We start from the raw sequence: 24038 nt of genomic DNA, 5'->3' as shown, positions 1-24038 counted from the left end.
GGGGAACGTGAGGCGTGACGAGCTGATCCGGCCGGTTGCGGAGCTGTTGAAAGAGCACGCCGAGCGAGCGCCACGGCGGGTCGCCTTCGCGGACTCCTCGCGCCGCGTCACCTACGCCGGGTTGGAGCGTCGCACCCGTGCGCTGGCGGCACACCTCACCGGGACGGGGCTCCGTCGAGGCGATCGCGTCGCGATCTGCCTGGGCAACCGTGTGGAGATGGTGGAGAGTTGCTTCGCCGTCCTACGGGCCGGGATGGTCGGCGTACCGCTCAACCGCGCTCATCCGACGCCGAGCTGACCCGCTTCCTTCAGGACAGCGGCGCCGCCTACGTCATCACGGACCCCACGCACCTCGCGCAACTGCGGCACCTGGGGCCGCCGTACGACCGTCTGGGCGTCCTGGTCACCGGCACCGAGCCGACGCCTGACGGCGGTGGCCAGTTGTTCGAACGTGCGGCCACCACGAGTGAGCGTGCCGCGGAGGCGGAGATCGACCTGCTCGGGCTCGACGATCCGGCCTGGATGCTCTACACCTCCGGCACCACCCATCGGCCCAATGGCGTGCTGTCCACCCAACGGGCAGCTCTGTGGTCCGTGGCCGCCTGCTACGCCCCGCACCTCGGCCTCTCGCCCGACGACCGCGTGCTCTGGCCACTTCCGCTGTTCCACAGCGTCAGCCACTCGCTGGCGATCCTGGGTGTGACGGCCGTGGGCGCGAGCGCCCGGATCGCCGGCGATCCGGCGCCGTCCCGCGGTCTGCCGTCGCCGGGCGGTCTGCTTCCCGGCGTATCACCCGTCGTTCGCATCGGGCGGCGGAGACTCCCGGGCTTCCACGGCTCTTTCCACGGTGACCTGGACGTCCTGGAGTTCCCGCATCCCGGAATCGGCACCGGCGCGGCCGTACCGGAGGACCGCGTCGCGCTGGCGGTGCGCAGGCCGAGAGCGTGCTGCGGCACACCGGGGACGGGCCCTTCGTGATCGTGGGGCGTTCTGCGGGCGGGAACCTCGCGCATTTGGTGACCCACCACCTGGAGAGCACGGGCCGGGCTCCGACGGGCCTGGTGCTCCTGGACACCTACCGCATCACGCCGGCCAACAGCGGCACGGACTGGCTGCTGTCCCTGGCCGCCCCGCCACCACGCGCCCCCGGACGAAGCGTTCTCGCCACCGACCCCTCCGCCCGTCTCCGCACCGACTTCACCGGGGACGACGACGCCGCTCTGGCAGCGATGGGCGCCTACAACCGGATCTTCGTCGACTGGACCCCGAGCCGATCGCCACGCCGACGCTCCTGATCCGCGCCTCGCTCCCCACCGGCGACCGTCTGACGATGATGCGGGAGCACGCCACTACCACCGCGGCAGCGATCCGCGACTGGCTCGACGGACGAGCGACGAAGCGAGTCCGGTGAAAGGCGGGCCGGCTGGGCCGCCACGAGGGGCGCCCTAGGCATGTGGCAAGGCAAGCGATGAGTTCGGACGGCCGAGAGGGTCTGCCCTTGTATGACTCGGATCATCGCTGACATCTCGGTCTCGCTCGACGGCTTCGTCACCGGGCCTGACCCGGGCCCCGACAACGGTCTCGGCACCGGAGGCGAGGCCCTGCACACCTGGGCATTCTCCGACGACCCCGAGGACCTACGGGTGCTGCGCGAGGGGACTGCCCGCTCGGGCGCCGTCGTGCTCGGCCGCCGCCTCTTCGACGTGGTCGACGGGCCGAACGGCTGGGACGACAAGACCGGCTACGGCGCCGGTGAGGTCGGCAAGCCCGCGTTCGTCGTCGTGACGAGCTCACCGCCGGAGTCGACGCGGCTCACCTCCCTCGACTGGACGTTCGTCACCACCGGTCTGCGCGACGCCGTCGGCGCCGCGCGCGAGCGCGCCGAGGCGGCATCCAGGGCCAGCGGCAGGGATCTCGACGTAGTCCTGATGGGCGGCGGCGCCACCGTCGGATCCGCGCTCGATGCCGGGCTGGTCGACGTGCTGTCGCTGCACCTTGCACCCGTCGTGCTGGGCGCCGGGACGCCCCTGTTCACCGGCGTGGCGCCGCGCGGGCTTGTGCAGCGGAGCGTGACCTCGACATCGACCGCCACGCACCTGGTCTACGACGTCCTCTGACGGCCTCTTCCGACATTCACTGTGGTGGCGGCGCGTCCCTCTCCGCTCCAGCCCCTGCCGATGCGCGCGGTGTCGCGGGCAGTTCCACGGCGACGCGGACCCCGCCGGCAGAGCGCGGGGTGAGGGTGAGGGTGCCGTCGTGTGCCTGAGTGATCGTTTTGACGATGGCCAGGCCCAGGCCGACGCCCGCGTGGTCGGTATGTACGCGCTCGGTCCCGCGCTGGAAGGGTTCGGTGAGTGTCGAGACCAGCTGTGGGGTGAGCTTCTCGCCGGTGTTCTCGACAGTGAGCATCACAGTGCCGGGGCGGGTGCCGCGGGCGCTGGTGTTGACCCACACGGTGCCCTGCTTCGGCAGGTTGTGGACGATCGCGTTGTGCATGAGGTTCGTGATCAACTGCAGCAGGAGCGCCTGTGATCCGATCGTGGGGGTGATGTCGCCGCCGGTCTGGACCGTGACGCCGTGCTTCTCCGCGAGGGGCAGGAGTCGTTCGGCGGCTTCCTCTGCCATGAGGGACAGGTCGACGCGTTCACGGGTGAAGGACCGCTGACCGGCGCGGCTGAGCACGAGCAGCGCCTCGGTGAGGTCGATCGCCCGGGTGTTGACGGCATGGAGGCGCTCGATCACTTCACCGGTATCGCTGTCCGGGTCGGTGCGGGCCACGTCCAGAAGCGTCTTCGAGATCGCCAGCGGGGTGCGCAACTCGTGCGAGGCGTTGGCCGCGAATCGCCGCTGTTCGGCGACGTGGGCCTCAAGCTGTACGAGCATCGTGTCGAAGGCGTCGGCGAGTTCGCGGAACTCGTCATTGCGGCCCGGCAGCCGGATGCGGTGCGAGAGCGATCCGTTCGTGACCATGCGTGTCGCGTACGTGATGCGCGTGAGGGGGGCGAGCATGCGGCCGGCGAGGAGCCACCCTCCCAGAAGCCCGAACACCAGCAGGAACGTCAGCGCGACGGCGGCGATCGGGGCGAAAGCGCGCAGGACAGGTATGCCGTAGTCGGGCTCGAAGCTGAGCCCGACGTGTCTCACACGGGTCAGGAACACCCACGCGGCCACGAGCAGCATGACCCCTGCGACCATGACGAATCCGGCATAGCTGAGGGTGAGTTTGACGCGAACGCTCATTCCAGGCGTCCTATCCACAGTCGGCTCCCTCGTGTCCGGACTCCGGTTGCGTGTCGATGCGGTACCCGACGCCCGGCGTCGTGGCGATGATCCAGGGTTCGCCGAGACGCTTGCGCAGGGCCGAGACGGTGATGCGTACGGCGTTGGTGAACGGGTCGGCGTTCTCGTCCCACGCGCGTTCGAGGAGTTCCTCGGCGCTGACGACTCCGCCCTCGGAGGCGACGAGGACTTCCAGTACCGCGAACTGCTTCCTGGTCAGCGCCACATAGCGACCGTCCCGATAGACCTCCCTGCGGAACGGATCAACCCGCAGCCCCGCGATCTCTCGCACGGGCGGCCTGCTGTGGGCGCGTCTGCGGTCGAGTGCTCTGAGTCGGAGCACCAGTTCCCGGAGTTCGAAGGGCTTCGTCACGTAGTCATCCGCTCCGAGTCCGAACCCGGAGGCCTTGTCGTCGAGCCGGTCGGCCGCGGTGAGCATGAGGATCGGCATGCCGCTGCCGCCCTCGACGATGTGTTCGGCGATCTCGTCACCGGAGGGTCCGGGGATGTCGCGGTCGAGGACCGCGATGTCGTACGTGTTGATGCTCAGCAGTTCCAGAGCGGTGTCGCCGTCGCCCGCGATGTCGGCCGCGATCGCCTCCAGGCGCAGGCCATCGCGAATCGCTTCTGCCAGATAGGGCTCGTCCTCGACGATCAGCACACGCATGTCACCGATGTTATGAGTCGGCACATATCGTCCGCGTATCGAAAACCGCATACGTGGCGACAACACCAAGCTGCCTTGACTGGCAGCATGATTCGAACCCCGCCTTTAGCCTCGCCAGCAGCGCGAACAGCCCGACCAACGCGAACAACGACCCGCCTGATCCGCCGGGCCCTTGTCGTCGTCCTGATGGCCGTCATAGCAGTGATCACCGCGGTTCTCGGCTACCAGGTGTCGAAGTCCGCGCCCCACGCAGCCGCATCGCCCTCGCATTCCCTCGGCAGTGAGGGCCGTGGTGGGCTCGGTGCGGCCGACGGTGTCGTCCCCGACGGCGTGACGGTCTTCGATGACGCGGTTCCGGCTGTGGCCCGTCTCGACACGGATCTGCTCATGACCCTCCGCCGGGCTGCCACGGATGCCTCGGACGAGGGAGTCGAGTTCTACGTCAACAGCGGCTGGCGCTCCCCGGAGTACCAGCAGCAGCTCTTTCGCAAGGCGGTCGCCAAGTACGGGTCCGAGGAGGAGGCCGCCCGATGGGTGGCCACCACAGCGACGTCTCCGCACGTGTCGGGGGACGCGGTCGACATCGGGCGCTCCGATGCGACGGCGTGGCTGTCCCAACACGGCTCCGGATACGGCCTGTGCCGGATCTACCGCAACGAACCCTGGCACTACGAACTGCGCACCGACGCGATCACTGACGGCTGTCCGCGGATGTATGCCGACCCCACCCAGGACCCGAGGATGCACCAGTGAACGGCAGTGAACGAGGACAGACAATGACGCACGCGGACGCGGCGGAGACCGACTCGGGCAGCGTCGGCCGCCCTGATACCAGGCACTCGAATACCGGGCACTCCGATGCCGACCACCCGGAGACTGGTCACGGGATCTGGATCTGGCGCGCGCGCATCCGCCGGGCGCTCCGCATCGCCGGCCGGCCGGGGCCCTGGAAGCGGGGGCTCGTTCTTGCGGGGCTGGCGCTGCTGCTGGGCCTGCTCATGCTGACGCACGCGCGGATCACGGACCGCGGGGGCATCGGCAGCCTGGTGGAGACCTTCCTGCCGTGGTTCGGCCTGTTCGTTCCGGTGCTGCTGGCCGGGGCGCTGTGGCGCCGTTCCGCCTCCGCGATGATCGCGCTGCTGCTGCCGGTCGTGGTGTGGCTGAGCCTCTTCGGGGGTCTGCTCACCGACAAGTCCCACCCGGGCAGCGACCTCACCGTGGCCAGCCACAACGTCGGCGCCGAGAACGCCGATCCGGTCGGCACCGCCCGTGACCTGGCCGCCTCCAAGGCGGACGTGCTGGCCCTGGAGGAGATCACCGCGGAGGCGAAGCCGCTGTACGAGAAGGAGTTGGCCAAGACATACCCGCACCACAACGTGATGGGCACGATCGGCCTGTGGAGCAAGCTGCCGCTCTCGGACACCCGGCCGGTCGACATCAAGCAGGACGTCGGACCGCTGGCCGGCACCAAGCCGGAGGACGTCAGGATGGCCGACAGCCGGGCGCTGCGTACCACCGTCGCCACGGACCAGGGTCCGCTGGCGGTGTATGTGGCCCACTTGGGGTCCGTACGCGTGGTTCCCGGGGACGGCTTCGGGACGGCCGGCCGGGACCGCAACGCCAAGGCGCTCGCCGAGGCCGTCGCCGCCGAGCCGAACAAGCGGATGGTGCTGCTCGGCGACCTGAACGGCACCACGGACGACCGCGCTCTCGCCGGCCTTACCTCCCAGCTGCGGTCAGCCCAGGACACGGCCGGGGACGGCTTCGGCTACAGCTGGCCGGCAACGTTCCCGGTGGCACGGATCGACCAGATCCTGGTCCGCGATGTGGAGCCGAGGAGCTCCTGGGTGCTGCCCGCCACCGGCAGCGACCATCTGCCGGTGGCAGCCGGAATCAGTTGGTGAGTGCTCCTGCTTCGCCAAGGATTCGGCCTGCTTCGCCAAGGATTCTGGACGAGCCTCCCCTCGGACACTCCTCCCGTCCCTGGAGGCCACGTCCGGGTCACGGTTCCGTTGAGTGGGTGTACCGCGGTTGTGCCGAGCCCGGGGACGGCGGATTCTGTAGGGGATGAACGGGGCTGGTGTGGCGCCATGACGGCATCGAACGCGGAGCAGGAGGCTGACTTTCGTGGGCCCCTAGACGTCACCAGGGCTGCCACGGCGGTCGTCGACGCCCAGGACACGGTCATCGGGTGGAGCCCCGCGGCCGAACGGCTGCTCGGCTATCAGCCGCAGGAGATCGTCGGCCGGACCCTGGCCTCGTTCCTGTCACCCGGCCCCGCGCCCTCTTTCCTCCCTCTGCCTCCCGAGTTCCGCGGGCACGAGCTGCACGTCGCCCGGCACCGGGACGGGCGGGAGCTGATCGTCGCCACCGCGGTGTGTCCCCTGCCCGGCGCCGGGACGGCGGCGCGCGTCCTCGTCGCGACGGAACTGAAGGATCTGCGGCTGTGGGAATCCCGGCAGGCCCTGCTGCAGGGGCTCGCCACCCAGTCCCCCGTCGGCCTGGGCATCTACGACACCGACCTGCGTCTGACCTGGTGCAACACGGCGTACGAACGAGAGATCGGACGCCCGTTCGCCGAGTTCCGGGGCCTCCGGGCCGATCAGCTGTACGCCGGGGGAAAGTTCGTCACCAAGGGACATCCGCCCACGCTCGAAGCGGTCATGCGTCATGTGCTGGAGACCGGCGAACCCTTTCTGGACCTGCACTTCCAGGGCCCGCCGCCCAGCGACCCGGAAACGGACCACCTGTGGTCCTGCGCCTACTACCGGCTCCAGGACGCCGACGGACGCGTCATCGGCGTGTGCGAGGACGCGTTCGACATCACGGACCGCTACAAGGCGCAACGGCGCCTCGCCCTGCTCGTCGAGGCGGGCCGCGGAATCGGAACCGCCCTCGACGTGCGGGTCACCGCCGAGAAGATCACCGAGGTGGCGGTACCGGAGTTCGCCACCACGGTGACCGTCGACCTCGCGAAGGGGGTCCTCGAAGGCGAGGTGCCGGCCACCAGCGGCGCGGCGGCGACGTCTCTGGTGCGCGTCGCCCGCTGCTCGGCCGAGGAAGCCGGTGCCGAGCGAGCCGACGTCCGGGCAGCCGAGGAGAATCCCGGGCAGCAGCCCTCCCCTGCTCCCCCTGCCGAACACCACTCCGTGGAGTACCCACCTGGTTCGCCGCAGCATCGCAGCCTCGCCTCGGGTGGGCTCGTGCTCGACGAAACGGTCCTGGTCGTGCCACTGCGGGCCGGGAACAGCACGCTGGGCCTTGTCACCTTCATCCGCGACTCCGGCGGGGCCACCTTCGACAGCGGTGAAGTCGCGCTGGCCGACGAGCTGGTCGCCCGTACGGCCGTGTCCGTCGACAACGCCCGCCGCTTCACCCGTGAACGCACCGCCTCCCTCGCCCTCCAGCGCCAGCTGCTGCCCCAGCACGTGCCCGAGCAGTCAGCGGTCGAGCTGGCCCACCGCTACCTGCCCACGGACGATGTGACAGGGGTCGGGGGCGACTGGTTCGACGTCATCCCGCTCTCCGGAACCCGGGTCGGGCTCGTGGTCGGCGACGTGGTCGGCCACGGCCTGCAGGCAGCCGCCACGATGGGTCGGCTGCGCACGACCGTACGGGCCTTCGCGCAGATGGACATGGACCCGGTCGAGCTGCTCTCCCGCCTCGACGACCTGGTGGCGCAGTCGACGGAGGAGCAGCGCAGCGAGCTGGGCACACCCGACGGGACCTACGCCGATGTGACCACCGGGGCGACCTGCCTCTACGCGGTCTACGACCCGGTGTCACGGCGCTGCGTCATGGCCAGGGCAGGTCACCTGCCGCCCGCGGTCGTCACCCCGGACGGTGCGCCGACCTTCCCCGATCTGCCGGCCGGTCCGCCGCTGGGCCTGGGCGGCCTGCCGTTCGAGTCGTTGGAGATCGAGCTGCCGGTGGGCAGCCTGCTGGCGCTCTTCACCGACGGCCTGGTCGAGGCCCGCGACCGCGACATCGACCACGGACTCGACACCCTGGCAGACGTACTCAGCGACCGGCACGCCTCGCTGGAGGAGCTGTGCGACCGGGCCGTTGGACAGCTCCTGCCCAGCGGCTCGACGGCCGACGACACCGCCCTGCTGCTCGTCCGCACCCGCGAACTCGACACCTCGCAGGTCACCGAGTGGGAGCTGCCCCCGGAGCCCGTCGCCCCGGGCCGGGCCCGGGAGCTTGCGACCCAGCAGCTGCACGACTGGGGTCTGGAGGAGCTGTCGTTCGCGACCGAACTCGTCGTCAGCGAGCTGGTGACCAACGCGGTCAGGTACGCCGAGGGACCGATCCAGGTACGCCTCATCCGTGACCGCACCCTGCTGTGCGAGGTCGCGGACCAGGGCCACACCTCGCCCCACCTGCGCCACAGCGGCGACGAGGACGAAGGCGGGCGCGGGCTGTTCATCGTCGCGCAACTCGTCCAGAGATGGGGAACGCGCTACACCCGCTCCGGCAAGACCATCTGGACCGAACAGGCCTTCCCCGCCGAGCCGGGGTGAGAAAGGCGCCTGACGTGGCCTTGGCCCGTCAGGCGCCTTCTCCCGTTGCGCGCTCAGCCGTTGAAATGCTCAGCCGTTGAAGCGTTCCGGGTCGGGGCCGGTCCGCTCGTCGCGGTTCAGTGCCGAGATCTCACCGATGTCCCCCTCGCTGAGCTCGAAGTCGAAGAGGTCGAAGTTCTCCTCGATGCGCTTCTGGGTCACCGACTTGGGGAAGACGATGTCGCCGCGCTGGATGTGCCAGCGCAGGGTCACCTGTGCGGGCGACTTGCCCACCCGCTGCGCGATGCGGTTGATGGTCGGGTCGTCGAGCACCTTGCCCTGCGCGATGGGCGACCAGGCCTCGGTGGCGATGTCGTGCTCGGCGCCGAAGGCCCTGACGTCGTCCTGGGTGAGGTAGGGGTGCACCTCGATCTGGTTGACCGCGGGCACCACGTCGCTGCCCTGCATCAGCCGACGCAGGTGGTGGGGCTGGAAGTTGGAGACTCCGATGGCCTTGGACCGCCCTGAGCGGTAGATCTCCTCCAGGGCCTTCCAGGTCTCGACGAAGTCGCCCTTGCCGGGCAGCGGCCAGTGAATGAGGAAGAGGTCGAGGTAGTCGAGGCCGAGGTCGTCCATCGTGCGGTCGAACGCCTTGAGTGCGTCGTCGTGCGCATGGGCGTCGTTGTTGAGCTTGCTGGTCACGAAGATGTCGGCGCGGTCGATGCCGGAGTCACGGACTGCCTGGCCGACCTCCTTCTCGTTGCCGTACATCTCGGCCGTGTCGATGTGGCGGTAGCCGGCTTCCAGCGCGGCCAGCGTCGTCTCCCGGGTCTCCTCCGGCTCGATCTGGAAGGTGCCGAAGCCGAGCTGGGGGATCTGCACGGCGTTGTTGAGGGTGATGGCGGGTACTGCGGTCACGGTGGCTCCTTGCCTTGCTGGTTTCGCGATCAGCGGTCTGTTTGGTCAGCCGACTGTGCGTGCGGAGGCCTGTACGGGCACACGGCTGCACGTACAGAAGGCCGTACGTGCAGAGGGCTGTATGTCGATACGCCTCTCCGCTCACTCGGCCGCAAAACACACGTATGGTCAGTGTTTGTCCCGCCGCGGATGACCGGGTTCGCCAGCGGACCGGCGGGACGCGTTCGGGTCGTTCAGCCTGCGATTCCGCTCAGCTCCGCGTCGGGCGGCAGCACCGTGACGAGCTTGCGGTTCACGAACTCCTGCATGCCGAGCTTCGAGAGTTCACGCCCGTAGCCCGAGCGCTTGATGCCGCCGAACGGCAGGTCGGGCTGGGTCGAGGTCGGGTGGTTGACCCAGACCATGCCGGTCTCCACGCGCTCCGCCACCCGTCGGCCGCGCTCCACGTCCGCGCAGAACACGGAGCCGCCGAGGCCGTACTGGCTGTCGTTGGCGAGGGCGATGGCCTCGTCCTCGTCGGCGACGCGGTAGATGACCGCGGCGGGCCCGAAGAGCTCCTCGGCGTAGGCACGCATCCCCGGCTTGACGCCGGTGATGATCGTCGGCTCGACGAAGGCACCCGGACGGTCGATCCGGTGGCCGCCGGTGACCAGTTCCGCCCCTTGGTCCACCGTCTCGCGGATCTGGTCGGCCAGGTCCGATGCCGCCTGCTCGGAGGAGAGCGGGCCCAGAGTGGTCGCCTCGTCGGCGGGGTCTCCCGGGCGCAGCTCCTCGAACTTGCGACGCAGCCCGTCGACGAAGTCGTCGTACACGTCCTCCAGCACGATGAACCGCTTCGAGGCCACACAGCTCTGGCCGGTGTTCGCCATCCGGCCCGCCACCGCGGCCCCGATCGTGCGCTCGAGGCCCTCACCGTCGAGAACGATGAAGACGTCGCTGCCGCCGAGCTCGAGGAGGCTGGGCTTCATGTTCCGCCCGGCCCGTTCGGCGACCTTGGATCCGGCCCCCTCGCTGCCGGTCAGGGAGGCTCCGCGGACCTTCGGGCTGTCGATGATGCGCGAGATCTCCTCGTGGCTCACGAACAGGTTCGTGTAGACGCCCTCGGGGGCCTCCGCGTCACGGAAGAGCGTCTCCAGGGCGAGGGCGGACTGCGGGCAGATGCCGGCATGCTTGACCAGCACGGTGTTCCCGAGCACCAGGTTCGGCCCCGCGAAACGGACCACCTGGTAGAGCGGGAAGTTCCACGGCATGACGCCCAGCAGGACACCGAGGGGCTCGCTGACGAGGTACGCCTCCCCCTCCTCGACGTCGAGCGGCTCGGCGGCGGCGAAGTCCGGCCCGTGCCGCGCGTAGTACTCCAGGATCGACGCGGCGAGGTCCACCTCGCCGCGGGCCTCGGAGATGAGCTTGCCCATCTCCAGGGTGATGAGCTGGGCCAACTCTTCCTTGCGCTCCTTCATCAGGCCGGCGGCGCGTCCGACGAGGGCCGCGCGGTCCGCGATCGGGCGCTTGCGCCATGCGTCGAACGCGTCGCCCGCGGTCTCGACCGCCGCATCGACTTCTTCGCCCTCGATGGCCGGGAACTCCACGAGGGTCTCCCCCGTGTACGGGCTCACGGTCGCAAACGAACTTTTGCGCTGATCTGACATGAACTCTCCAGAGCGACGGGTGAGGGCGGTGCGGGCTCAGGACGGAACGCTGCGTTCCGGCCCCATCCCGGGGTACCCGACCTCACGAGGCGCAAACAGTTCATATGCCAAAAAGGGTGCGTAAAGCCCTCTGCGGGAGTCGGCCAGACGGTGCGCGCCGGACCTCACTCCCGGGTACCCGCCCGGGCCGCGGGACTCACATGAATCCGCAGGTCGCCGAACCGATGGGACGGCCAGTCACGCGCGTATCCCGGCGGCCCCTCCTCCTCCGTGGCGAGCGTGGCTGTTGGCGTCCGCCGTGCGGTCCGGAGGAAGTCCTCCCGGGTGGTGTTCGCGTTGTGCCCCTGGGTCTGGGCGGAGGAGCACCCGGCGTAGAAGGCGATCGGGAGCGCCTCATATCCGTTCAGGACGCAAGGCGGCCGTACGCCGAGCCGGTGCAGCTCGGCTGCCGTGCGGGCCCACTCCTGCCGCCCTGCGGTGGACCGGGCCACGGCGTCCTCCAGTACCACGTACTGCATGGCCAGATGCCCGGCGAACGCCAGAGCCGCCAACGTCACCGCCGCCGGACGCCAGGCCCGGGGCGCGGCGTTGACCAGGTGAACGAGGGCATCGGCGACCGGGATGGCGAGGAGCGCGTAGAACGGCAGCAGGAAGCGCGGCGCGGCGTATCCGATCATGAACAGGTACGGGATGCTCGCCGTCATGGCGCAGGCCAGCGGCAGGAGCGTGCGCGCGGTGCGCCGCCCCTTGACCGCGACGGCGAGAGCGACGGCGGCGAGCAGCGGCAGGGCGAACCACCACGCGATCAGCTGCGGGGCCGGGAGCGAGCTGTCGCACGGACGGCACAGGGTCTGGCCGCCCAGGCCGCGCAACTGGTCGAGGACGGCGATGTTCCAGCCGAGGCCGCCCTGGATCCGGGAGGCATCGGCCAGCCGCGCACCCAGGCCGCCGAAACTGACGTACGCCTCGGCCACCCAGCCGACGGCCCCCGACCCCAGGCCCACGACGAGGGCCGCCAGAAGGCGCGGGCGCCGCCACCGGCGTACGCACACCAGGAGTACGAACAGCGGGAGGACCACCCAGACGGCGTCGGTGGGCCGCATCCACGCCAGCAGCGCGGCGCTCGCCCCCGCACCCCACAGCGCCGCCCGGTCGTGGCGGTCGGCCTGGGCGCGCAGGAAGCAGCCGACTCCGGCGAGGGCGCCGATCGCGACCCAGTAGTTGGGCATGACCTCCGGGCCGTAGAACACCGTCACCCAGAGCGTCGCGAACAGGACGCCCGCCAGGACGACCACCCGTTCGGGGAACAGCCCCCGCCAGATGCGCAGCGCCAGGAAGAGGCCGAGGCCGGACAGGACGGCCAGATAGACCCGCAGGAGTGAGGTGGACGACGACCACGAGGCGATCGGCGCGGCGAGCAGGGAGATCCCGCGGGAACGGGGGGCGCTGAAGAACGCCGCCGGAGTGTGACCGCTGACCTGGCTGACGTACACCGCCTCGTCCCACCCGAGACCCATTCCGGGCCGTACGAGGACCAGTTGGAGCAGTGTGAAAGCCGCCGCCACGGCAGCCAACCCGCCCAGGCCTCCGACGCGGCGCGGAGTACGGACCGCCGGCGTCGGACCGCGGCTCTCCAGCCCGACGAGCGGGGCGTTCAAGGTCTTGACCATCGCCTGCCTTCCCCTACACGCAGCAGGGCTCCCCTTCCGGCCTGCAGGGCGCAGGACGGAAGACATAAGTAGGAAAAACGTGGACAAATTAACCCGGGTAGCTCGGGAGCGCAGCGCGAAGATCCGGTACGGGGACGACGGCGGGGACAGGACCGGTGAGGGCGGGCATGAGAAAAGGCGCCTGATCCAGGCCTCCGCCCGTCAGACGCCTGATGGCGTTGAGCACCCCCCCCCCCACGACCGACGGGGTGGCCTCCCCGAAGGGAAACCACCCCGTCGGCCATGGGCCGAACCTCACACCCTCACGGTGCTACAAGTGTCAGGTCGATAAGGCGACTCAGCGGCACAGCGCCGATTCCACGACCTTGTCGACGTGCGCCCTGCCCGCCTCGTCGTCCAGCTGCATGGTCACCGCGACGTTGGCGGCGCGGCCGTCGTCGGTGGCTCCGCCCCGGGTCTCGTATCCCGGGAAGCTGCCGCCGTGACCCCAGTAGAGGCCGTCACCACACGGGAGCGGCTTGCTCACGATCCCCAGGCCGTAGCGGGCACCGGGGCCGAAGGTGGCTTCCGCGGGGAGGGTGGAGCCGCGCATCTGGGCGAGCTGGGCCGCGGGGAGGAGGCCGCCGCCCAGGAGCTCGGAGTAGAAGCGGTTGAGGTCGGAGTTGGTGGAGATCAACTGCCCTGCGGCCCATCCCCAGGAAGGGTCGATCTCCGTGATGTCCTGGAGGGGCGCGTCGGCCGCGTCCCGGTAGTACCCGTGGGGATGGGGTCCCCGGATGGTCGTGTCGCGGCGGTCGGGGAAGTAGGTGTTGCGCAGCCCGATGCGCTTGATGATGCGCCGGTCCAGCTCCTCGGCGAGGGAATGCCTGGTGACCTTCTCGACGATCAGGCCGGCCAGCACGTAGTTCGTGTTGCTGTACTCCCACTTCTCTCCGGGATCGGACTCGGCCTTGTGCTGGAGTGCGATGTCGACGAGCTCGCGCGGGGTGAAGTACCGGGGTTCATCAAGGTACTTGCTGTAGTTGGGAAGTCCGCTTGTCTGCTGGAGAAGGTGGCGGACGGTGATGCGTCCTCCGTCGATGTTCTCCCCGCGGACGAGGCCCGGCAGATAGGTGTCGACCGAGGTGTCGAGGCCGATCTTCCCTTCGGCGACCAGTTGCAGCACGACCACCGCGGTGAATGTCTTGGTGTTGCTACCGATGCGCACCCGGCCATCCCTGGGCACCTTGGAGCCGGTGGCCAGATCGCCGACGCCTGCGGTGTAGTTGCGGGTGTGGCCCTTGCGGCCTTCGCCGTCCTTGACGCCGGCCAGCGCGGCGGGCAGGCCATCGGTGTGCACAAGCCCGTTCAGGCCCTGTTGGACGGTGTCGACGGTGTCCGGCCGCGCCGCGGACACCGCGGGCGGCGCCAGGGCACCCAGCGTCAGGACACCGACGGCCGCCGCGGCCACGGCCGGAACGGCCCTGCGCAGACCGCCCTGTCGCCTGGAGGTCTGCCGGGGGGACTGCCGGGGGACCTGACTGGAGGAACCCGACCTCTGCAATACCTGCTCACGCACGCGCCAACTCCTACGGGATCATGGGAAACCAGCGGCATTTCTGCCGGTCCCAGCATTTCCGGAAGCGCCGGTCCGGAACGATCCTGCTAGCCGCCCGGCCCGGGTGGGGCTATCCCCCGGTACTCCGGTCCTGTCTCGCGGCGCTCCCGCCCGGGTCCGGCGCTCGGCATCTCCCTCCCCCTCCCTCTCCCCCGCCGCTCAGCCCGCGATCGAGTCCAGCTGTTCGGCCGCGGGGCGCAGCGCCCACAGGTCCCCGCCGGGTGGCGTCTCCAGCTTCGGTACCGCCTTGCGGGCGGCCGCGTCCCCGGCGTCGGCCGCCGCGTGCACGACATCGCTGGCGGCGAACCGGTGGAAGTCCAGCTCGGGGTGCGGCCACCGCGCCGCCCCCGTCGCCGCGGGCAGGAGATAGCCGACGGCCTTGAACAAGCCCTGCCCGTCGGGGCCTTGGTGCGACCAGAGGTCCACACCCACGTGCCGGCCGATGGCGGCGAGCCGTGTGTAGGCGACCAGGTCGAAGGTCGAGTAGTGCCAGCTCCGCGTCCGGGCAAGCTCCTGCGGCTGGCTGCCGTCGCCCGCGATCTGGGGGTCGATGCGGCGGGTGCGGGCGTCGCTGACGGTGCGGCGTGCGAGCGCCGTGTCGCCGGTGGCGTAGGCGAGGGCGGCGACCTGCATGTCGTAGAACGTGCCGTGATTGTTCTGCGCGGCGTCCTCCTGCTTGCCGAAGTCGCTGTCGACGAGCCAGCCGAGGAAGTCCTTGTTCCACTTCGTCATCGCGGAGCGGTCGCTCCTGGACCAGCCGGGTGCGCCCGTGCCGAGGATCGCGATCGCGTCGACGACGCTCGTGTACGACTGCGAGAAGTCGATGATGCCGATGGCCCGGCCGTCGTACTTGCAGGGGATGAACTGTGCGTGGTCCAAGTTCGGGTTCATCTTCGTCGCCGGATCGAGGAACCAGGTCCGCAGGACGGAGGCCGCCTTCTCGGCGTACCGCTTCTTTCCCGTGTAGTACCAGGCCAGCGTGAGGTCGTACGTCGAGTCGAAGACCTTTTCCACGTCCTGGCGGTCGGTCCCGGTGTCGACCTCGGGGTTGCGCTGCCCGTCGCGCTGTTCGTACGGGCAGCCCCACGGGTTGTCGGCCGTCGGCGTCTGCGTGGGCCACCAGTAGGGCGCCTGACTCAGGTAGTCGTGCACGTCACCGCCAGGTGCGGGCTTCGGCTTGTCGACGACCGTCCAGGGTCCCTGCCCTATCCAGGCGTCGGCGCGCGCAGTCAAATCCCTTACGGATCGCTTGAGTTGGGGGTCGCCGTGCTCCAGGCGGAGCTTGGTCCACTGGAGCCGCTCACCGTCGAGAACGGCGGTTCGCGGGGCGTCCTCGCGGGCGGAGGCGTTCGCGACCGGCATCACGGCGGAGGCGAGGGCCGCCACCGCGGTGAGCAAGGCGCCGAACCGCACCCGGGATCTTCCGCGCATCACACACTCCAGTCACGAGCTACGAATGACGAATGACGAGCGGATCAGATATGTGAACAACGTTCGCCACCTGGACCGGGTGAGCGTAGAACCCGCGGGCCGCTCAGGCAACGGATGTGACACGACGGCTCGTTGGCGACTCACGGGGTACTCACATACGGCCGGCACCCTCGCTCGCTCACGCCCGGCGTCGAGGAACCGGCTTCCATATAGGACCTGTTCTGGCCTATATGCCTCTTAATGTGGTCCTGACCGGCGGGACAGGAACATCGGAAGGCGGAGACCATGACTTCGAACGAGCTGACCACCAACCCTGAGCCGACGGACACCCCGGCCGTCACCGGTGAGCGCGCCGAGTGGCTGGAGACCCTGGCCAAGCACCGGCACTTCCTGCGCTTCACCGCCCGCGACCTCACGGACGAGCAGGCCGGGCTGCGGACCACCGCGAGCGAACTGTGCATCGGCGGCCTGATCAAGCACGTCACCGGGGTCGAGCAGTCCTGGGTGGACTTCATCCTGAACGGACCGGCGACGATGCCGGACTTCACATCCATGACCGAGGCCGACTGGGCCGACCGGGCGGAGGGCTTCCGGATGCTGCCGGGCGAGACGCTGGCCGGTGTACTGGCCGACTACGAGGAAGTGGCCCGCAGGACCGACCAACTGGTGGCCACCCTCCCCGACTTGGACGTGACGTGGCCGCTGCCGAAGGCTCCGTGGTTCGAGGCCGACGCGCAATGGTCGGCCCGCCGGGTGCTGATGCACATCGTCACCGAGACCGCCCAGCACTCCGGCCACGCCGACATCATCCGTGAGTCCATGGACGGCGCGCAGAGCATGGCCTGAGGCGGGCCCGCCGACCGCGCTCTTTGACTGATTTTTCAGTGGCGCGGCGGTGAGCCACTCTCCTGCCGCGGCCAGGGCGGGCGCCGGGGCCGTCGGCTGCACCTGGCCGAGGAGGGCCGCCACCTCCTGCACCCACACCAGGGTTGCCCTGACGAGGGCCTCCCTCAGCGCCTCGCCGAAGACGGCGCTCGCCCGCGGCTCGCCCCAGGCGGTGCTGTTCTCCCTGACCACCTGGGTGTCCTGCAGCTCCAGGAGGAGGACTCGTCCAGCTCCGCACTCGGAGCGGCCGTTGACCTTTGACTGAATTTTCAGTCTGTGCCAGAGTCGTCGAACCGTCGAGTGGCCGCACCGTGCTCGGCGCGCGTCCTGCCATGTCGATGGATAGCTTGGTCCTCATCACGATGATCGGAGTTCACCGTGTCCCCCCTCGTCCCCTCCCGCCGCTCGGCCCTGCGCACGCTCGGCGGGATCGGTGCCGTCGTCCTGGGCGCGTCGGCCTGCGGTCCCGGTGACGAACTGACGGGGGCCGCGAGCACCGCCCGCGACACGGAGGCCGAGGGCCTGCGCATGGAGGCCGAGTGGGAGAACCACGCCCGCACCTTCATGTCCTGGCCCGCCCTGGAATCGGTGTGGGGAGAGGACCTGCCCTACGTGCGTGAGGACATCGCCCGCATCGCCCGCGCCATCGCGGAGTACGAGTACGTCGTGATGCTGGCCAGGCCCGACCAGCAGAAAGCCGCCCAGAAGGCCTGCGGGCGCGACGTCGAGGTCATCCCGCTGGCCGTCGACGACCTGTGGGCCCGCGACACCGTGCCCGTGTTCGTGGAGCACGACGGCGACGTCGTCGGCGTCGACCTCAACTTCAGCGGGTGGGGCAACAAACAGGAGCACACGAACGACGCACGCGTCGGCCGCACCCTCCTCTCGGCGTACGACATCCCGCGCAGGAAGGCGCCCCTGGTAGCCGAGGGCGGCTCCTTCGAGACCGACGGCGAGGGCACCCTCCTCATCACCGAGAGCTCGATCGTCAACGACAACCGCAACCCGGGTAAGAGCCGGGACCAGATCGAGGCCGAGATCAAGCGGACGCTGGGCATCAAGAAGGTGATCTGGCTGGCCGGCGTGCGCGGCGAGGACATCACCGACGCGCACGTGGACAGCCTCGTGCGGTTCACCGCACCCGGCGTGGTGCTCCTGGACCGGGCCTTTCCCGGCATGCCCGCCGATTCCTGGTCCCGCGCCGCCGACCAGGCCAAGTCCGTGCTCGCCAAGGCCACCGACGCCAAGGGCCGCCCCTTCGAGATCATCGACCTGCCGCAGCCCGACCTGGACAGGATCACCGGCGAGGGCGACGACTTCGTCTCGGCCTACGCCAACTTCTACATCGCCAACGACTCCGTCTTCCTGCCCAGGTTCGGCGACCACAAGGCCGACAAGCGCGCCAAGAGCATCCTGCAGGAGCACTTCCCCAAGCGCGACATCGTGCAGATCCCGATCGACACCATCGCCTCCGGTGGCGGCGGCATCCACTGCTCGACGCACGACCAGCCCGGCAAGCCCGTCGACTGAGACCCCGTCAACCGAGGGGGTGGCGTCAGCGACACCCCAGGTCCGGGCCTCAGACCTCCTGTCTCACGGCCCTCGTCGGCGCAGGCTTGCTCCCGTCACCAGCGAACAGTCCGGCGGTTTCCCCGCCGGTCACCGACGGGAACGGGGGGAGACATGATGACCGGTCATACGCGGCGGAGGATTCTCCAGGGGGCGGCGCTCGCGGCAGCGGGCAGCGTGGTCGGCGGGTACGGGCTCGGCCAAGAGGCCGCGGCGTCACAACGTCAGGCCGACGGCAAAAGCGGCGAAGGGTCTCTCCCCTTCCTGAAGGGCGCCTTCGCGCCGGTCACCGAGGAGTTGACCGCGTTCGACCTGAAGGTGACGGGCCGCGTGCCGCGTGACCTGGACGGCCGCTTCCTGCGCACCGGCCCGAACGCGCTGGGGCTGGAGGACCCGCGGGCCCATCACTGGATGCTGGGCGACGGCATGGTGCACGGGGTACGGCTGCGGGGCGGACGCGCCGAGTGGTATCGGAACCGGTGGGTGCGCTCCTCGCAGGTGGCGAAGAAGCTGGGCGAGAAGTACCCGGGCGAGGTCCCGCCGGACGACTTCGCGTGCAACACGCACGTGATCCCGTACAAGGGACGGATCCTGGCTCTCCAGGAGGGCGGGCCGCTGCCGTACGAGCTGGACGGCGAGCTCGGCACGGTGCGACCGTACGACTTCCGCTCCACGCTGCGGGGCGCGTTCACCGCGCACACCAAGTACGACGCGGCAGCGGATGAGCTGCACGCGGTGGCGTACTACCCGACCTGGGACCACGTCCGGCACATCATGATCGACCGGACCGGCCGGGTGGCGCGGAGCAGCAGGATCCCGGTGCCGGACGCGCCGATGATGCACGACTTCGCCCTCACCCAGAAGTACGTGGTGATCGTGGACGTCCCGGTCACGTTCGACGCGGCGGCGGCCGGGGCGGGGGCGGCGGTGCCGTACGTCTGGAACGAGCGGCACCCGATGCGCGTCGGGGTCGTGCCGCGGGCCGGCGGCGCGACCCGCTGGTTCGAGATCGACCCGGTCTTCTACTCGCACACCCTCAACGCGTACGACCAGGGCGACTCGGTGGTGGTGGAGTACACCAGCATGCCAGCCCCGTTCTACGTGGCCGGGCGGGGCAACGGCGGCCCGTTCACGACCGGCACGCCGACGCTGGACCGCTGGACGGTCGACCTGCGCGCGGGCCGGGTCCGCTGCTCTCGCATCGACGATCTGCCCCAGGAGTTCCCTCGCGTCAACGAATCCCTGGTCTCGCGCAGGCACCGCTATGGCTACACGGTGAGCGCGGCCGAGATGTGGCGCGCGTACGAGACGGTGGACGGGGTGCCGCCGGATGACAAGTTCAGCAACTGCCTGGTGAAGCACGACATGTTGCGCGACAGCAAGGAGGTGGTGCGCTTCCCGAAGGGCGCGGCGGCGAGCGAGCCGGTGTTCGTGCCGCGCCGGGGCGCGCGGGACGAGGACGACGGTTACCTCCTCTCCTACGTGCACGACCCCGACCGCGGCGCCACCGACCTGGTGATCCTCGCGGCCCAGGACTTCACGTCCCACCCGCTGGCCCGCGTCCACCTGCCGGGGCGGGTGCCGCTGGGCTTCCACGGAAGCTGGGTCGGGGAACTGTAGCCGCGTTTGAGCACTAGGGGCCGCGGGTCTCGGCCGGTCGGCCGCCGCCGACCGGCCGAGTCCGTCAGTTGCCGCCGGTGCCGATCGTCGCGCCGACCGCGTCCAGTGCGGTGGTCACGGGCTGGAAGAAGGTCTCGCCGCCCGCGGTGCAGTCGCCGCTGCCGCCCGACGTGAGGCCGATCGCGCTGCCGTCGGCGGTGAACAGTGAGCCGCCGCTGTCTCCCGGTTCGGCGCAGACGTCGGTCTGGATGAGGCCGCTGACGGTGCCTTCCGGATAGTTCACCGTGGCGTTGAGGCCGGTGACCACACCGTCCTGGAGGCCGGTGGTGCTGCCCATGCGGGACACCTCCTGCCCGACCGCAGCCTCGGCGGCCTGCGTGATCTCCACTGTCTGACCGTCACCAGTGTCGACCGTGCTCGGGGCCTCCGTCGCCGCATCGTCGTACGTGACCAGGGCGAAGTCGCCGTCCCCGGGGAACGTCGCGGCCTGGACGGTTCCGATGGCAGCGCCGTCCTGGGCGTCCGACCAGCTCTCGGCGGCCACCCCGCAGTGCCCCGCGGTGAGGAAGGCGGGGGCTCCGTCATCGGTCGTCACGTTGAAGCCGAGCGAGCAGCGTGCACCGCCTCCGAAGATGGCGTCACCGCCCGCGGCGAAGGGCTTGAACTCTCCCGCGGACTTCTGGATGCGGGCCATCCCCGAGCCGAGGGATTCGACGGTCGACTCCAGCTTGTCCCAGCGTTCGCCGGTGACGGTGCGGTCGGCCGTGACCACGATCCGGTTCGTCTTGGGGTCCGTGGCCCACGCGGTTCCGGCCATGGTGGCCCGGCTGCTCAGTGTCTTCGCGGCTGCTCCCAGTTCACCGGCGCTGTTGTCGACGCTCCGCGCCACCGCTCCAGCTCTCTTCACCTGCACGTTCACCGCGTTGTCGTCGCCCACGACGTTGACGACCAGCTGCTGCTTCGCCTCGTCGTAGTACGCCCCGGCGTACGCGTCACCGAGCTGCGAGGCCAGCGGCTCGACCAGTTTCGTCGCCGATGCCGCGCTGACCCTCTTGACAGCGGTCCCTGAGGCGGTCTCCGAACCGGACTGCGAGGCGTTGGCCTGTTGCAGCAGGACGGCCGTCGCGACCATGCCCATGGCCGCCGCCCCTGCCAGAAGGGCCTTCCGCTTGGGTATTCGCTTGTGCCTCAACTCGTCGCCTCCTGTGGGGGGTCCCGTGGGGGATTCCGCATCCGGTCACCGGCCGAAGCCGGTGACATGTCCGGCCCTAGATACGGGTGCGACGGGAGTTGTGTTCAGCGATGACCGTGGGAAGCCATGACCTCGGCAAGCCATGCCTCGGCGATCAGCCGGTGGCCGCGCGGACTCGGATGGACCCCGTCGGGAGCCAGGGCCGCCGCACCGCTCTCCTCGGCGGCACGGGGCAGGAGCAGGTCCGCGCGCACCAGTTGGGCGTCGTTGCCGCGCGCCGCGCGCAGGACGGCTTCGGTGCGGGGGGCCAGGTCCTCGTGCCAGCTCTCCTGCTCCGGGGTGACCGGGAGGAGGAAGGGGGTGATGACGACGAGCCGGGCGGACAGCTTCTGCCGGGTGTGCGTGAGGATGCGGTCCAGGCAGGCCTCGAACTCGGGGACCGGGCTGGGCAGTTGGTGGTCGTAGCGCCGCCAGGTGTCATTGATGCCGATCTTGACCGTGACCACGGTGGGCCGCGGGGCGATGACGTCGGTGGTCCAGCGGGATTCGAGGTCGTACACGCGGTGGCCGTTGACGCCTTTGTTGATGACCTCGGGCACGGCTCCTTCGCCGCCCGCCTCGGCGCGCAGGGCCTGCGCGATCTCGCGGACGTATCCGTTGCCGAGCGAGGTGGGATCCGTGCGGTCGCGGCCCGCGTCGGTGATGGAGTCGCCGATGAACAGGAGTTTGTCGTCTGCCGTGATGTGCATGTGCGTCTGCCTCCTCAGTGCGAGCGCCCGGCCGGTCTCGCCGGCCGCTCCGAGCGCCGGGCCACCGTACGTCGCAGTGTGTCGGCCTCACGCCTCAGCAGGGCGGGGTCGCTGCCGGGCACGAACTCCAGGAGGGCGTCGGGGTGCGGGTGTTGTTCGCTCAGGTGGCCGAAGACGGCCGTCCACAGCTCCTCGCGATCGGCCAGCGGCAGTCGGTGGTTCCCCGGCCACCAGGAGAAGACGTGCACCCCGCTGACCCGGTCCCCGAGTTCGGCGAGCCCGGCCAGCGCCTCCTCGTCGGGAGCGTCCAGCGGCGGCTGCCAGTACGTGCGCAGATTGGGGGCGCCCACTTCGTCCAGCAGCCGGAGGGTGGAGGCGACGGTGTCGGTCAGGGTCTTCGCATGGAACTCCAGGGCGAGTTCGAGGCCGTGGTCGGCCCCGATCCCGGCCGCCTCGCGCAGCCGGGCCACGGTCCCCTGCCGCTCGGAGGCCGTGACCTCCCGCGATCCGGTGCCGCCCGCCCAGACGCGCACCCGGGGCGCACCGAGGAGCACCGCGGCGCGGGCGAGCGCCGGGAACCCGGCCAACTCGCCCGCCCCCGCGCGGAAATACGAACCGTACGAGCAGCAGGCGAGCCCATAACGATCGGAGACATCACGGACAGCGCGGACCGTGTCCCGCTCCCGCGGAGGCGCGTGTACGTCCGCACCCCACTCCACGACGTCGAGCCCCGCGTCCGCGGCGCGGCGCGCGACCTCGGCGGCGGGCAGGTGCCGGAAGGTGACGGAGCAGAGCCCCAGCCTGCTCACGGCCGCGCTGTCCCCGCTCATGCCGCGTTCGGGCCCACGTCGGCCACCGTGAGGGGGCGGCGCAGTGGGGCTGTCGTCGCGTACTCGTCGGCACCGATGTCCCGTGTGCCGCCCCGCGGGTGCCCGTCGATGTCATCGGTCACGGCCGGGCTGCCGAGCGTCGCCTTGCCGATCGCCGGACTGCCCGCCGAAAGCCGGGACACACCGTCGGACTCCTTCCGCAGCAGCGGGTCGACCCGCGTGAAGCCGGCCGTGGGAATGTTGCCGTTGGCCGCACCGCCCCACAGGATGTTGCTCTGCCAGGTGAAGCCGGTGGTCTTCCCCATCGCGACCAGGCTGCCCGAGTCGCCCACCAGCAGGTTGTCGGCGATGACCACCTTCTGAGGCTCGTACTCCCGGGTCTCCCCCGCCAGGGTTTCGGCGTTGCCGACCAGCGTGTTGTGCACGATCACCGCGCGGTCGCACGCGTCGTTGCCGCGCCGCTCCTCGGGCGTCTCACCGGAGTTGTGGTCGCGGGTACTGCCGCTGCCGACCACCAGCGCGCGCCCGGACAGGCCCGCCACGAAGTTGTTGAGGACCACGTGGTCGTTGCCGTAGAGACGCAAGCCTTCCTTGCCGTCGAGGAGGTAGTTGCTCTCCACGCGGGTGCGATTGCCGTGGCGCAGGACGATGCCACCGGCGCTGTCGCGGATCGTGTTGTAGCGGACGGTGTTGTCCGAGGACTTCACCGAGATGGCCTCGGGGTCTCCGTCGCAGCGCTCGAAGAGGTTGTACTCCACGATGGCGTGGGCAGCGGAGAGCGCGCGGGGGCTGACGCCAAGGCGGATGGGCTCCCCTCCGTTCGCACCGGCGAAGCTGTGGTCGGAGAAGTGGTTGCGCAGGATGTGCACGCGCTGGGCCATGGCCGTGCTGCCGGAGCCCTCCACGCAGAGGAAGACGCCGAGGGTGGTCTTGCCGTGGAAGTGGTTGCGGTCGACCTTGCTGTCGTCCGCGCGCACCATCACCGAGTGCAGGCCCTCGATGTCGGCGAGCCGGAAGTCGTTGCGGGTCAGCCTGATGCGTGAGCAGTTCGCCGGTATCTCCAGGGTGGTGCTCTGGCGGAATGCGAAGCCGCTGACGGTGATGTTGCTGGAGTTGCTGAAGGCGAAGCCGCGCTCGCCGCGGAGCACAGCGCCGCCGCGGGACGCGGCGGAGATGGTGATGGGGGCGTCCTGGGTGCCGTTCTTGCCCGTGACGTTGATGGAGGTGCCGGACGGGACGGTGTAGGTGCCGTCGGCCAGGACGATGCGGGCGCCGGGTGCGGCGCTGTTGATCGCCTTCTGCAGGTCGCTCAGGGAACTGACCGTGGCGGACGTCCCGCTCTCGGCTGCGCCTGCCGTGCGCAGAGCGGCGAGCGGCACGGCGGTGAGCGCTGCTCCTAAGGCCGTGCCGGTGAGGAAGGTGCGGCGTTTCATGTTGCCTCCGTGGGGGGTGCTGGGTGGACAGGGACTTCACGGGTGGA

General features: G+C 70.0%; 19 protein-coding genes and 2 pseudogenes. 9 read left to right on the top strand and 12 right to left on the bottom strand.

The window, feature by feature from the left end:
• The first annotated feature begins 7 nt into the window (after window positions 1–7).
• From OG302_RS38820 to OG302_RS38810, 3 genes and pseudogenes are all read left to right on the top strand, one after another.
• Window positions 8–978, top strand: a pseudogene (locus OG302_RS38820) (AMP-binding protein).
• Window positions 945–1295, top strand: a complete 351-nt coding sequence (locus tag OG302_RS38815; protein ID WP_371749440.1) for a thioesterase domain-containing protein — start codon at window positions 945–947, stop codon at window positions 1293–1295. Before OG302_RS38820 ends, OG302_RS38815 begins: the two are co-directional and overlap by 34 nt.
• Window positions 1296–1502: 207 nt before the next feature.
• On the top strand, window positions 1503–2117 hold the full coding sequence (locus tag OG302_RS38810) for a dihydrofolate reductase family protein (RefSeq protein WP_371749439.1): 615 nt from the start codon (window positions 1503–1505) through the stop codon (window positions 2115–2117).
• Window positions 2118–2133: 16 nt separating this feature from the next.
• On the opposite strand, the gene OG302_RS38805 is transcribed toward OG302_RS38810, so the two are convergent.
• The gene (locus OG302_RS38805; protein WP_371749438.1) at window positions 2134–3240 is read right to left on the bottom strand and encodes a sensor histidine kinase; all 1107 of its coding nucleotides are present in this window, start codon (window positions 3238–3240) and stop codon (window positions 2134–2136) included.
• Between the two features lie 10 nt (window positions 3241–3250).
• Window positions 3251–3946, bottom strand: coding sequence for a response regulator transcription factor (locus tag OG302_RS38800; RefSeq protein WP_371749437.1), 696 nt, complete (start codon window positions 3944–3946; stop codon window positions 3251–3253).
• A gap of 186 nt (window positions 3947–4132) precedes the next feature.
• On the opposite strand from OG302_RS38800, the gene OG302_RS38795 reads away from it, so the two are divergent.
• The 3 genes from OG302_RS38795 to OG302_RS38785 all read left to right on the top strand — a co-directional run bounded on the left by OG302_RS38795 (window position 4133) and on the right by OG302_RS38785 (window position 8469).
• Window positions 4133–4699 (top strand): M15 family metallopeptidase, encoded by a 567-nt coding sequence (locus OG302_RS38795; protein WP_371749436.1) that lies wholly within the window; start codon window positions 4133–4135, stop codon window positions 4697–4699.
• A gap of 23 nt (window positions 4700–4722) precedes the next feature.
• Window positions 4723–5850, top strand: a complete 1128-nt coding sequence (locus OG302_RS38790) for an endonuclease/exonuclease/phosphatase family protein (RefSeq protein WP_371749435.1) — start codon at window positions 4723–4725, stop codon at window positions 5848–5850.
• Window positions 5851–6036: 186 nt separating this feature from the next.
• Window positions 6037–8469, top strand: a complete 2433-nt coding sequence (locus tag OG302_RS38785; RefSeq protein ID WP_371749434.1) for a SpoIIE family protein phosphatase — start codon at window positions 6037–6039, stop codon at window positions 8467–8469.
• Between the two features lie 69 nt (window positions 8470–8538).
• Here the strand turns inward: OG302_RS38785 and OG302_RS38780 are convergent, their stop codons facing one another.
• From OG302_RS38780 to OG302_RS38760, 5 genes are all read right to left on the bottom strand, one after another.
• On the bottom strand, window positions 8539–9366 hold the full coding sequence (locus OG302_RS38780; protein WP_371749433.1) for an aldo/keto reductase: 828 nt from the start codon (window positions 9364–9366) through the stop codon (window positions 8539–8541).
• Window positions 9367–9599: 233 nt separating this feature from the next.
• Window positions 9600–11015 (bottom strand): NAD-dependent succinate-semialdehyde dehydrogenase, encoded by a 1416-nt coding sequence (locus tag OG302_RS38775; protein WP_371749432.1) that lies wholly within the window; start codon window positions 11013–11015, stop codon window positions 9600–9602.
• Window positions 11016–11179: 164 nt separating this feature from the next.
• Window positions 11180–12685 carry a hypothetical protein gene (locus tag OG302_RS38770; RefSeq protein ID WP_371749431.1) on the bottom strand — a complete coding sequence of 502 codons (1506 nt, stop codon included), beginning with the start codon at window positions 12683–12685 and terminating at the stop codon, window positions 11180–11182.
• A gap of 337 nt (window positions 12686–13022) precedes the next feature.
• On the bottom strand, window positions 13023–14156 hold the full coding sequence (locus OG302_RS38765; protein ID WP_371750365.1) for a serine hydrolase domain-containing protein: 1134 nt from the start codon (window positions 14154–14156) through the stop codon (window positions 13023–13025).
• 285 nt (window positions 14157–14441) lie between these two features.
• The gene (locus OG302_RS38760) at window positions 14442–15713 is read right to left on the bottom strand and encodes an alginate lyase family protein (protein WP_371749430.1); all 1272 of its coding nucleotides are present in this window, start codon (window positions 15711–15713) and stop codon (window positions 14442–14444) included.
• A 285-nt stretch (window positions 15714–15998) separates the two neighbouring features.
• Here OG302_RS38760 and OG302_RS38755 point away from each other — a divergent pair, with 285 nt between their 5' ends.
• Window positions 15999–16559 carry a DinB family protein gene (locus OG302_RS38755; RefSeq protein WP_371749429.1) on the top strand — a complete coding sequence of 187 codons (561 nt, stop codon included), beginning with the start codon at window positions 15999–16001 and terminating at the stop codon, window positions 16557–16559.
• A 41-nt stretch (window positions 16560–16600) separates the two neighbouring features.
• Here OG302_RS38755 and OG302_RS38750 read toward each other — a convergent pair.
• Window positions 16601–16820: pseudogene (locus tag OG302_RS38750) on the bottom strand (TetR family transcriptional regulator); the annotation flags it as partial.
• Between the two features lie 156 nt (window positions 16821–16976).
• Between OG302_RS38750 and OG302_RS38745 the strand changes: the two are divergent.
• The gene (locus OG302_RS38745; RefSeq protein WP_371749428.1) at window positions 16977–18128 is read left to right on the top strand and encodes an agmatine/peptidylarginine deiminase; all 1152 of its coding nucleotides are present in this window, start codon (window positions 16977–16979) and stop codon (window positions 18126–18128) included.
• A 156-nt stretch (window positions 18129–18284) separates the two neighbouring features.
• Complete coding sequence (locus OG302_RS38740) at window positions 18285–19787, top strand: carotenoid oxygenase family protein (RefSeq protein ID WP_371750364.1); 1503 nt, start codon at window positions 18285–18287, stop codon at window positions 19785–19787.
• A 64-nt stretch (window positions 19788–19851) separates the two neighbouring features.
• Here OG302_RS38740 and OG302_RS38735 read toward each other — a convergent pair whose 3' ends face one another.
• The 4 genes from OG302_RS38735 to OG302_RS38720 form a co-directional block, all read right to left on the bottom strand.
• Window positions 19852–20979: a S1 family peptidase gene (locus OG302_RS38735; RefSeq protein WP_371749427.1), complete on the bottom strand. Its 1128-nt coding sequence runs from the start codon at window positions 20977–20979 to the stop codon at window positions 19852–19854.
• Between the two features lie 104 nt (window positions 20980–21083).
• A complete protein-coding gene (locus OG302_RS38730) occupies window positions 21084–21728 on the bottom strand; it encodes an SGNH/GDSL hydrolase family protein (protein WP_371749426.1) in 645 nt (214 codons plus the stop codon).
• 14 nt (window positions 21729–21742) lie between these two features.
• Window positions 21743–22558, bottom strand: a complete 816-nt coding sequence (locus OG302_RS38725; protein WP_371749425.1) for a sugar phosphate isomerase/epimerase family protein — start codon at window positions 22556–22558, stop codon at window positions 21743–21745.
• Window positions 22555–23991, bottom strand: a complete 1437-nt coding sequence (locus OG302_RS38720) for a chondroitinase-B domain-containing protein (protein WP_371749424.1) — start codon at window positions 23989–23991, stop codon at window positions 22555–22557. Before OG302_RS38720 ends, OG302_RS38725 begins: the two co-directional genes overlap by 4 nt.
• Window positions 23992–24038: the final 47 nt, after the last annotated feature.

This window comes from Streptomyces sp. NBC_01283 (genome assembly GCF_041435335.1).
GTDB lineage: Bacteria > Actinomycetota > Actinomycetes > Streptomycetales > Streptomycetaceae > Streptomyces.
Note: the sequence above shows the minus strand (reverse complement) of the source record. Positions and strands in the feature narration are given on the sequence as shown.

What these genes read in the sequence shown, in the direction of transcription:
- OG302_RS38810 (WP_371749439.1), top strand. Translation starts at nt 1,503, where the DNA reads ATGACTCGGATCATCGCTGACATCTCGGTCTCGCTCGACGGCTTCGTC.
- OG302_RS38805 (WP_371749438.1), bottom strand. Translation starts at nt 3,240, where the DNA reads ATGAGCGTTCGCGTCAAACTCACCCTCAGCTATGCCGGATTCGTCATG.
- OG302_RS38800 (WP_371749437.1), bottom strand. Translation starts at nt 3,946, where the DNA reads ATGCGTGTGCTGATCGTCGAGGACGAGCCCTATCTGGCAGAAGCGATT.
- OG302_RS38795 (WP_371749436.1), top strand. Translation starts at nt 4,133, where the DNA reads ATGGCCGTCATAGCAGTGATCACCGCGGTTCTCGGCTACCAGGTGTCG.
- OG302_RS38790 (WP_371749435.1), top strand. Translation starts at nt 4,723, where the DNA reads ATGACGCACGCGGACGCGGCGGAGACCGACTCGGGCAGCGTCGGCCGC.
- OG302_RS38785 (WP_371749434.1), top strand. Translation starts at nt 6,037, where the DNA reads ATGACGGCATCGAACGCGGAGCAGGAGGCTGACTTTCGTGGGCCCCTA.
- OG302_RS38775 (WP_371749432.1), bottom strand. Translation starts at nt 11,015, where the DNA reads ATGTCAGATCAGCGCAAAAGTTCGTTTGCGACCGTGAGCCCGTACACG.
- OG302_RS38770 (WP_371749431.1), bottom strand. Translation starts at nt 12,685, where the DNA reads ATGGTCAAGACCTTGAACGCCCCGCTCGTCGGGCTGGAGAGCCGCGGT.
- OG302_RS38760 (WP_371749430.1), bottom strand. Translation starts at nt 15,713, where the DNA reads ATGCGCGGAAGATCCCGGGTGCGGTTCGGCGCCTTGCTCACCGCGGTG.
- OG302_RS38755 (WP_371749429.1), top strand. Translation starts at nt 15,999, where the DNA reads ATGACTTCGAACGAGCTGACCACCAACCCTGAGCCGACGGACACCCCG.
- OG302_RS38740 (WP_371750364.1), top strand. Translation starts at nt 18,285, where the DNA reads ATGACCGGTCATACGCGGCGGAGGATTCTCCAGGGGGCGGCGCTCGCG.
- OG302_RS38730 (WP_371749426.1), bottom strand. Translation starts at nt 21,728, where the DNA reads ATGCACATCACGGCAGACGACAAACTCCTGTTCATCGGCGACTCCATC.
- OG302_RS38725 (WP_371749425.1), bottom strand. Translation starts at nt 22,558, where the DNA reads ATGAGCGGGGACAGCGCGGCCGTGAGCAGGCTGGGGCTCTGCTCCGTC.
- OG302_RS38720 (WP_371749424.1), bottom strand. Translation starts at nt 23,991, where the DNA reads ATGAAACGCCGCACCTTCCTCACCGGCACGGCCTTAGGAGCAGCGCTC.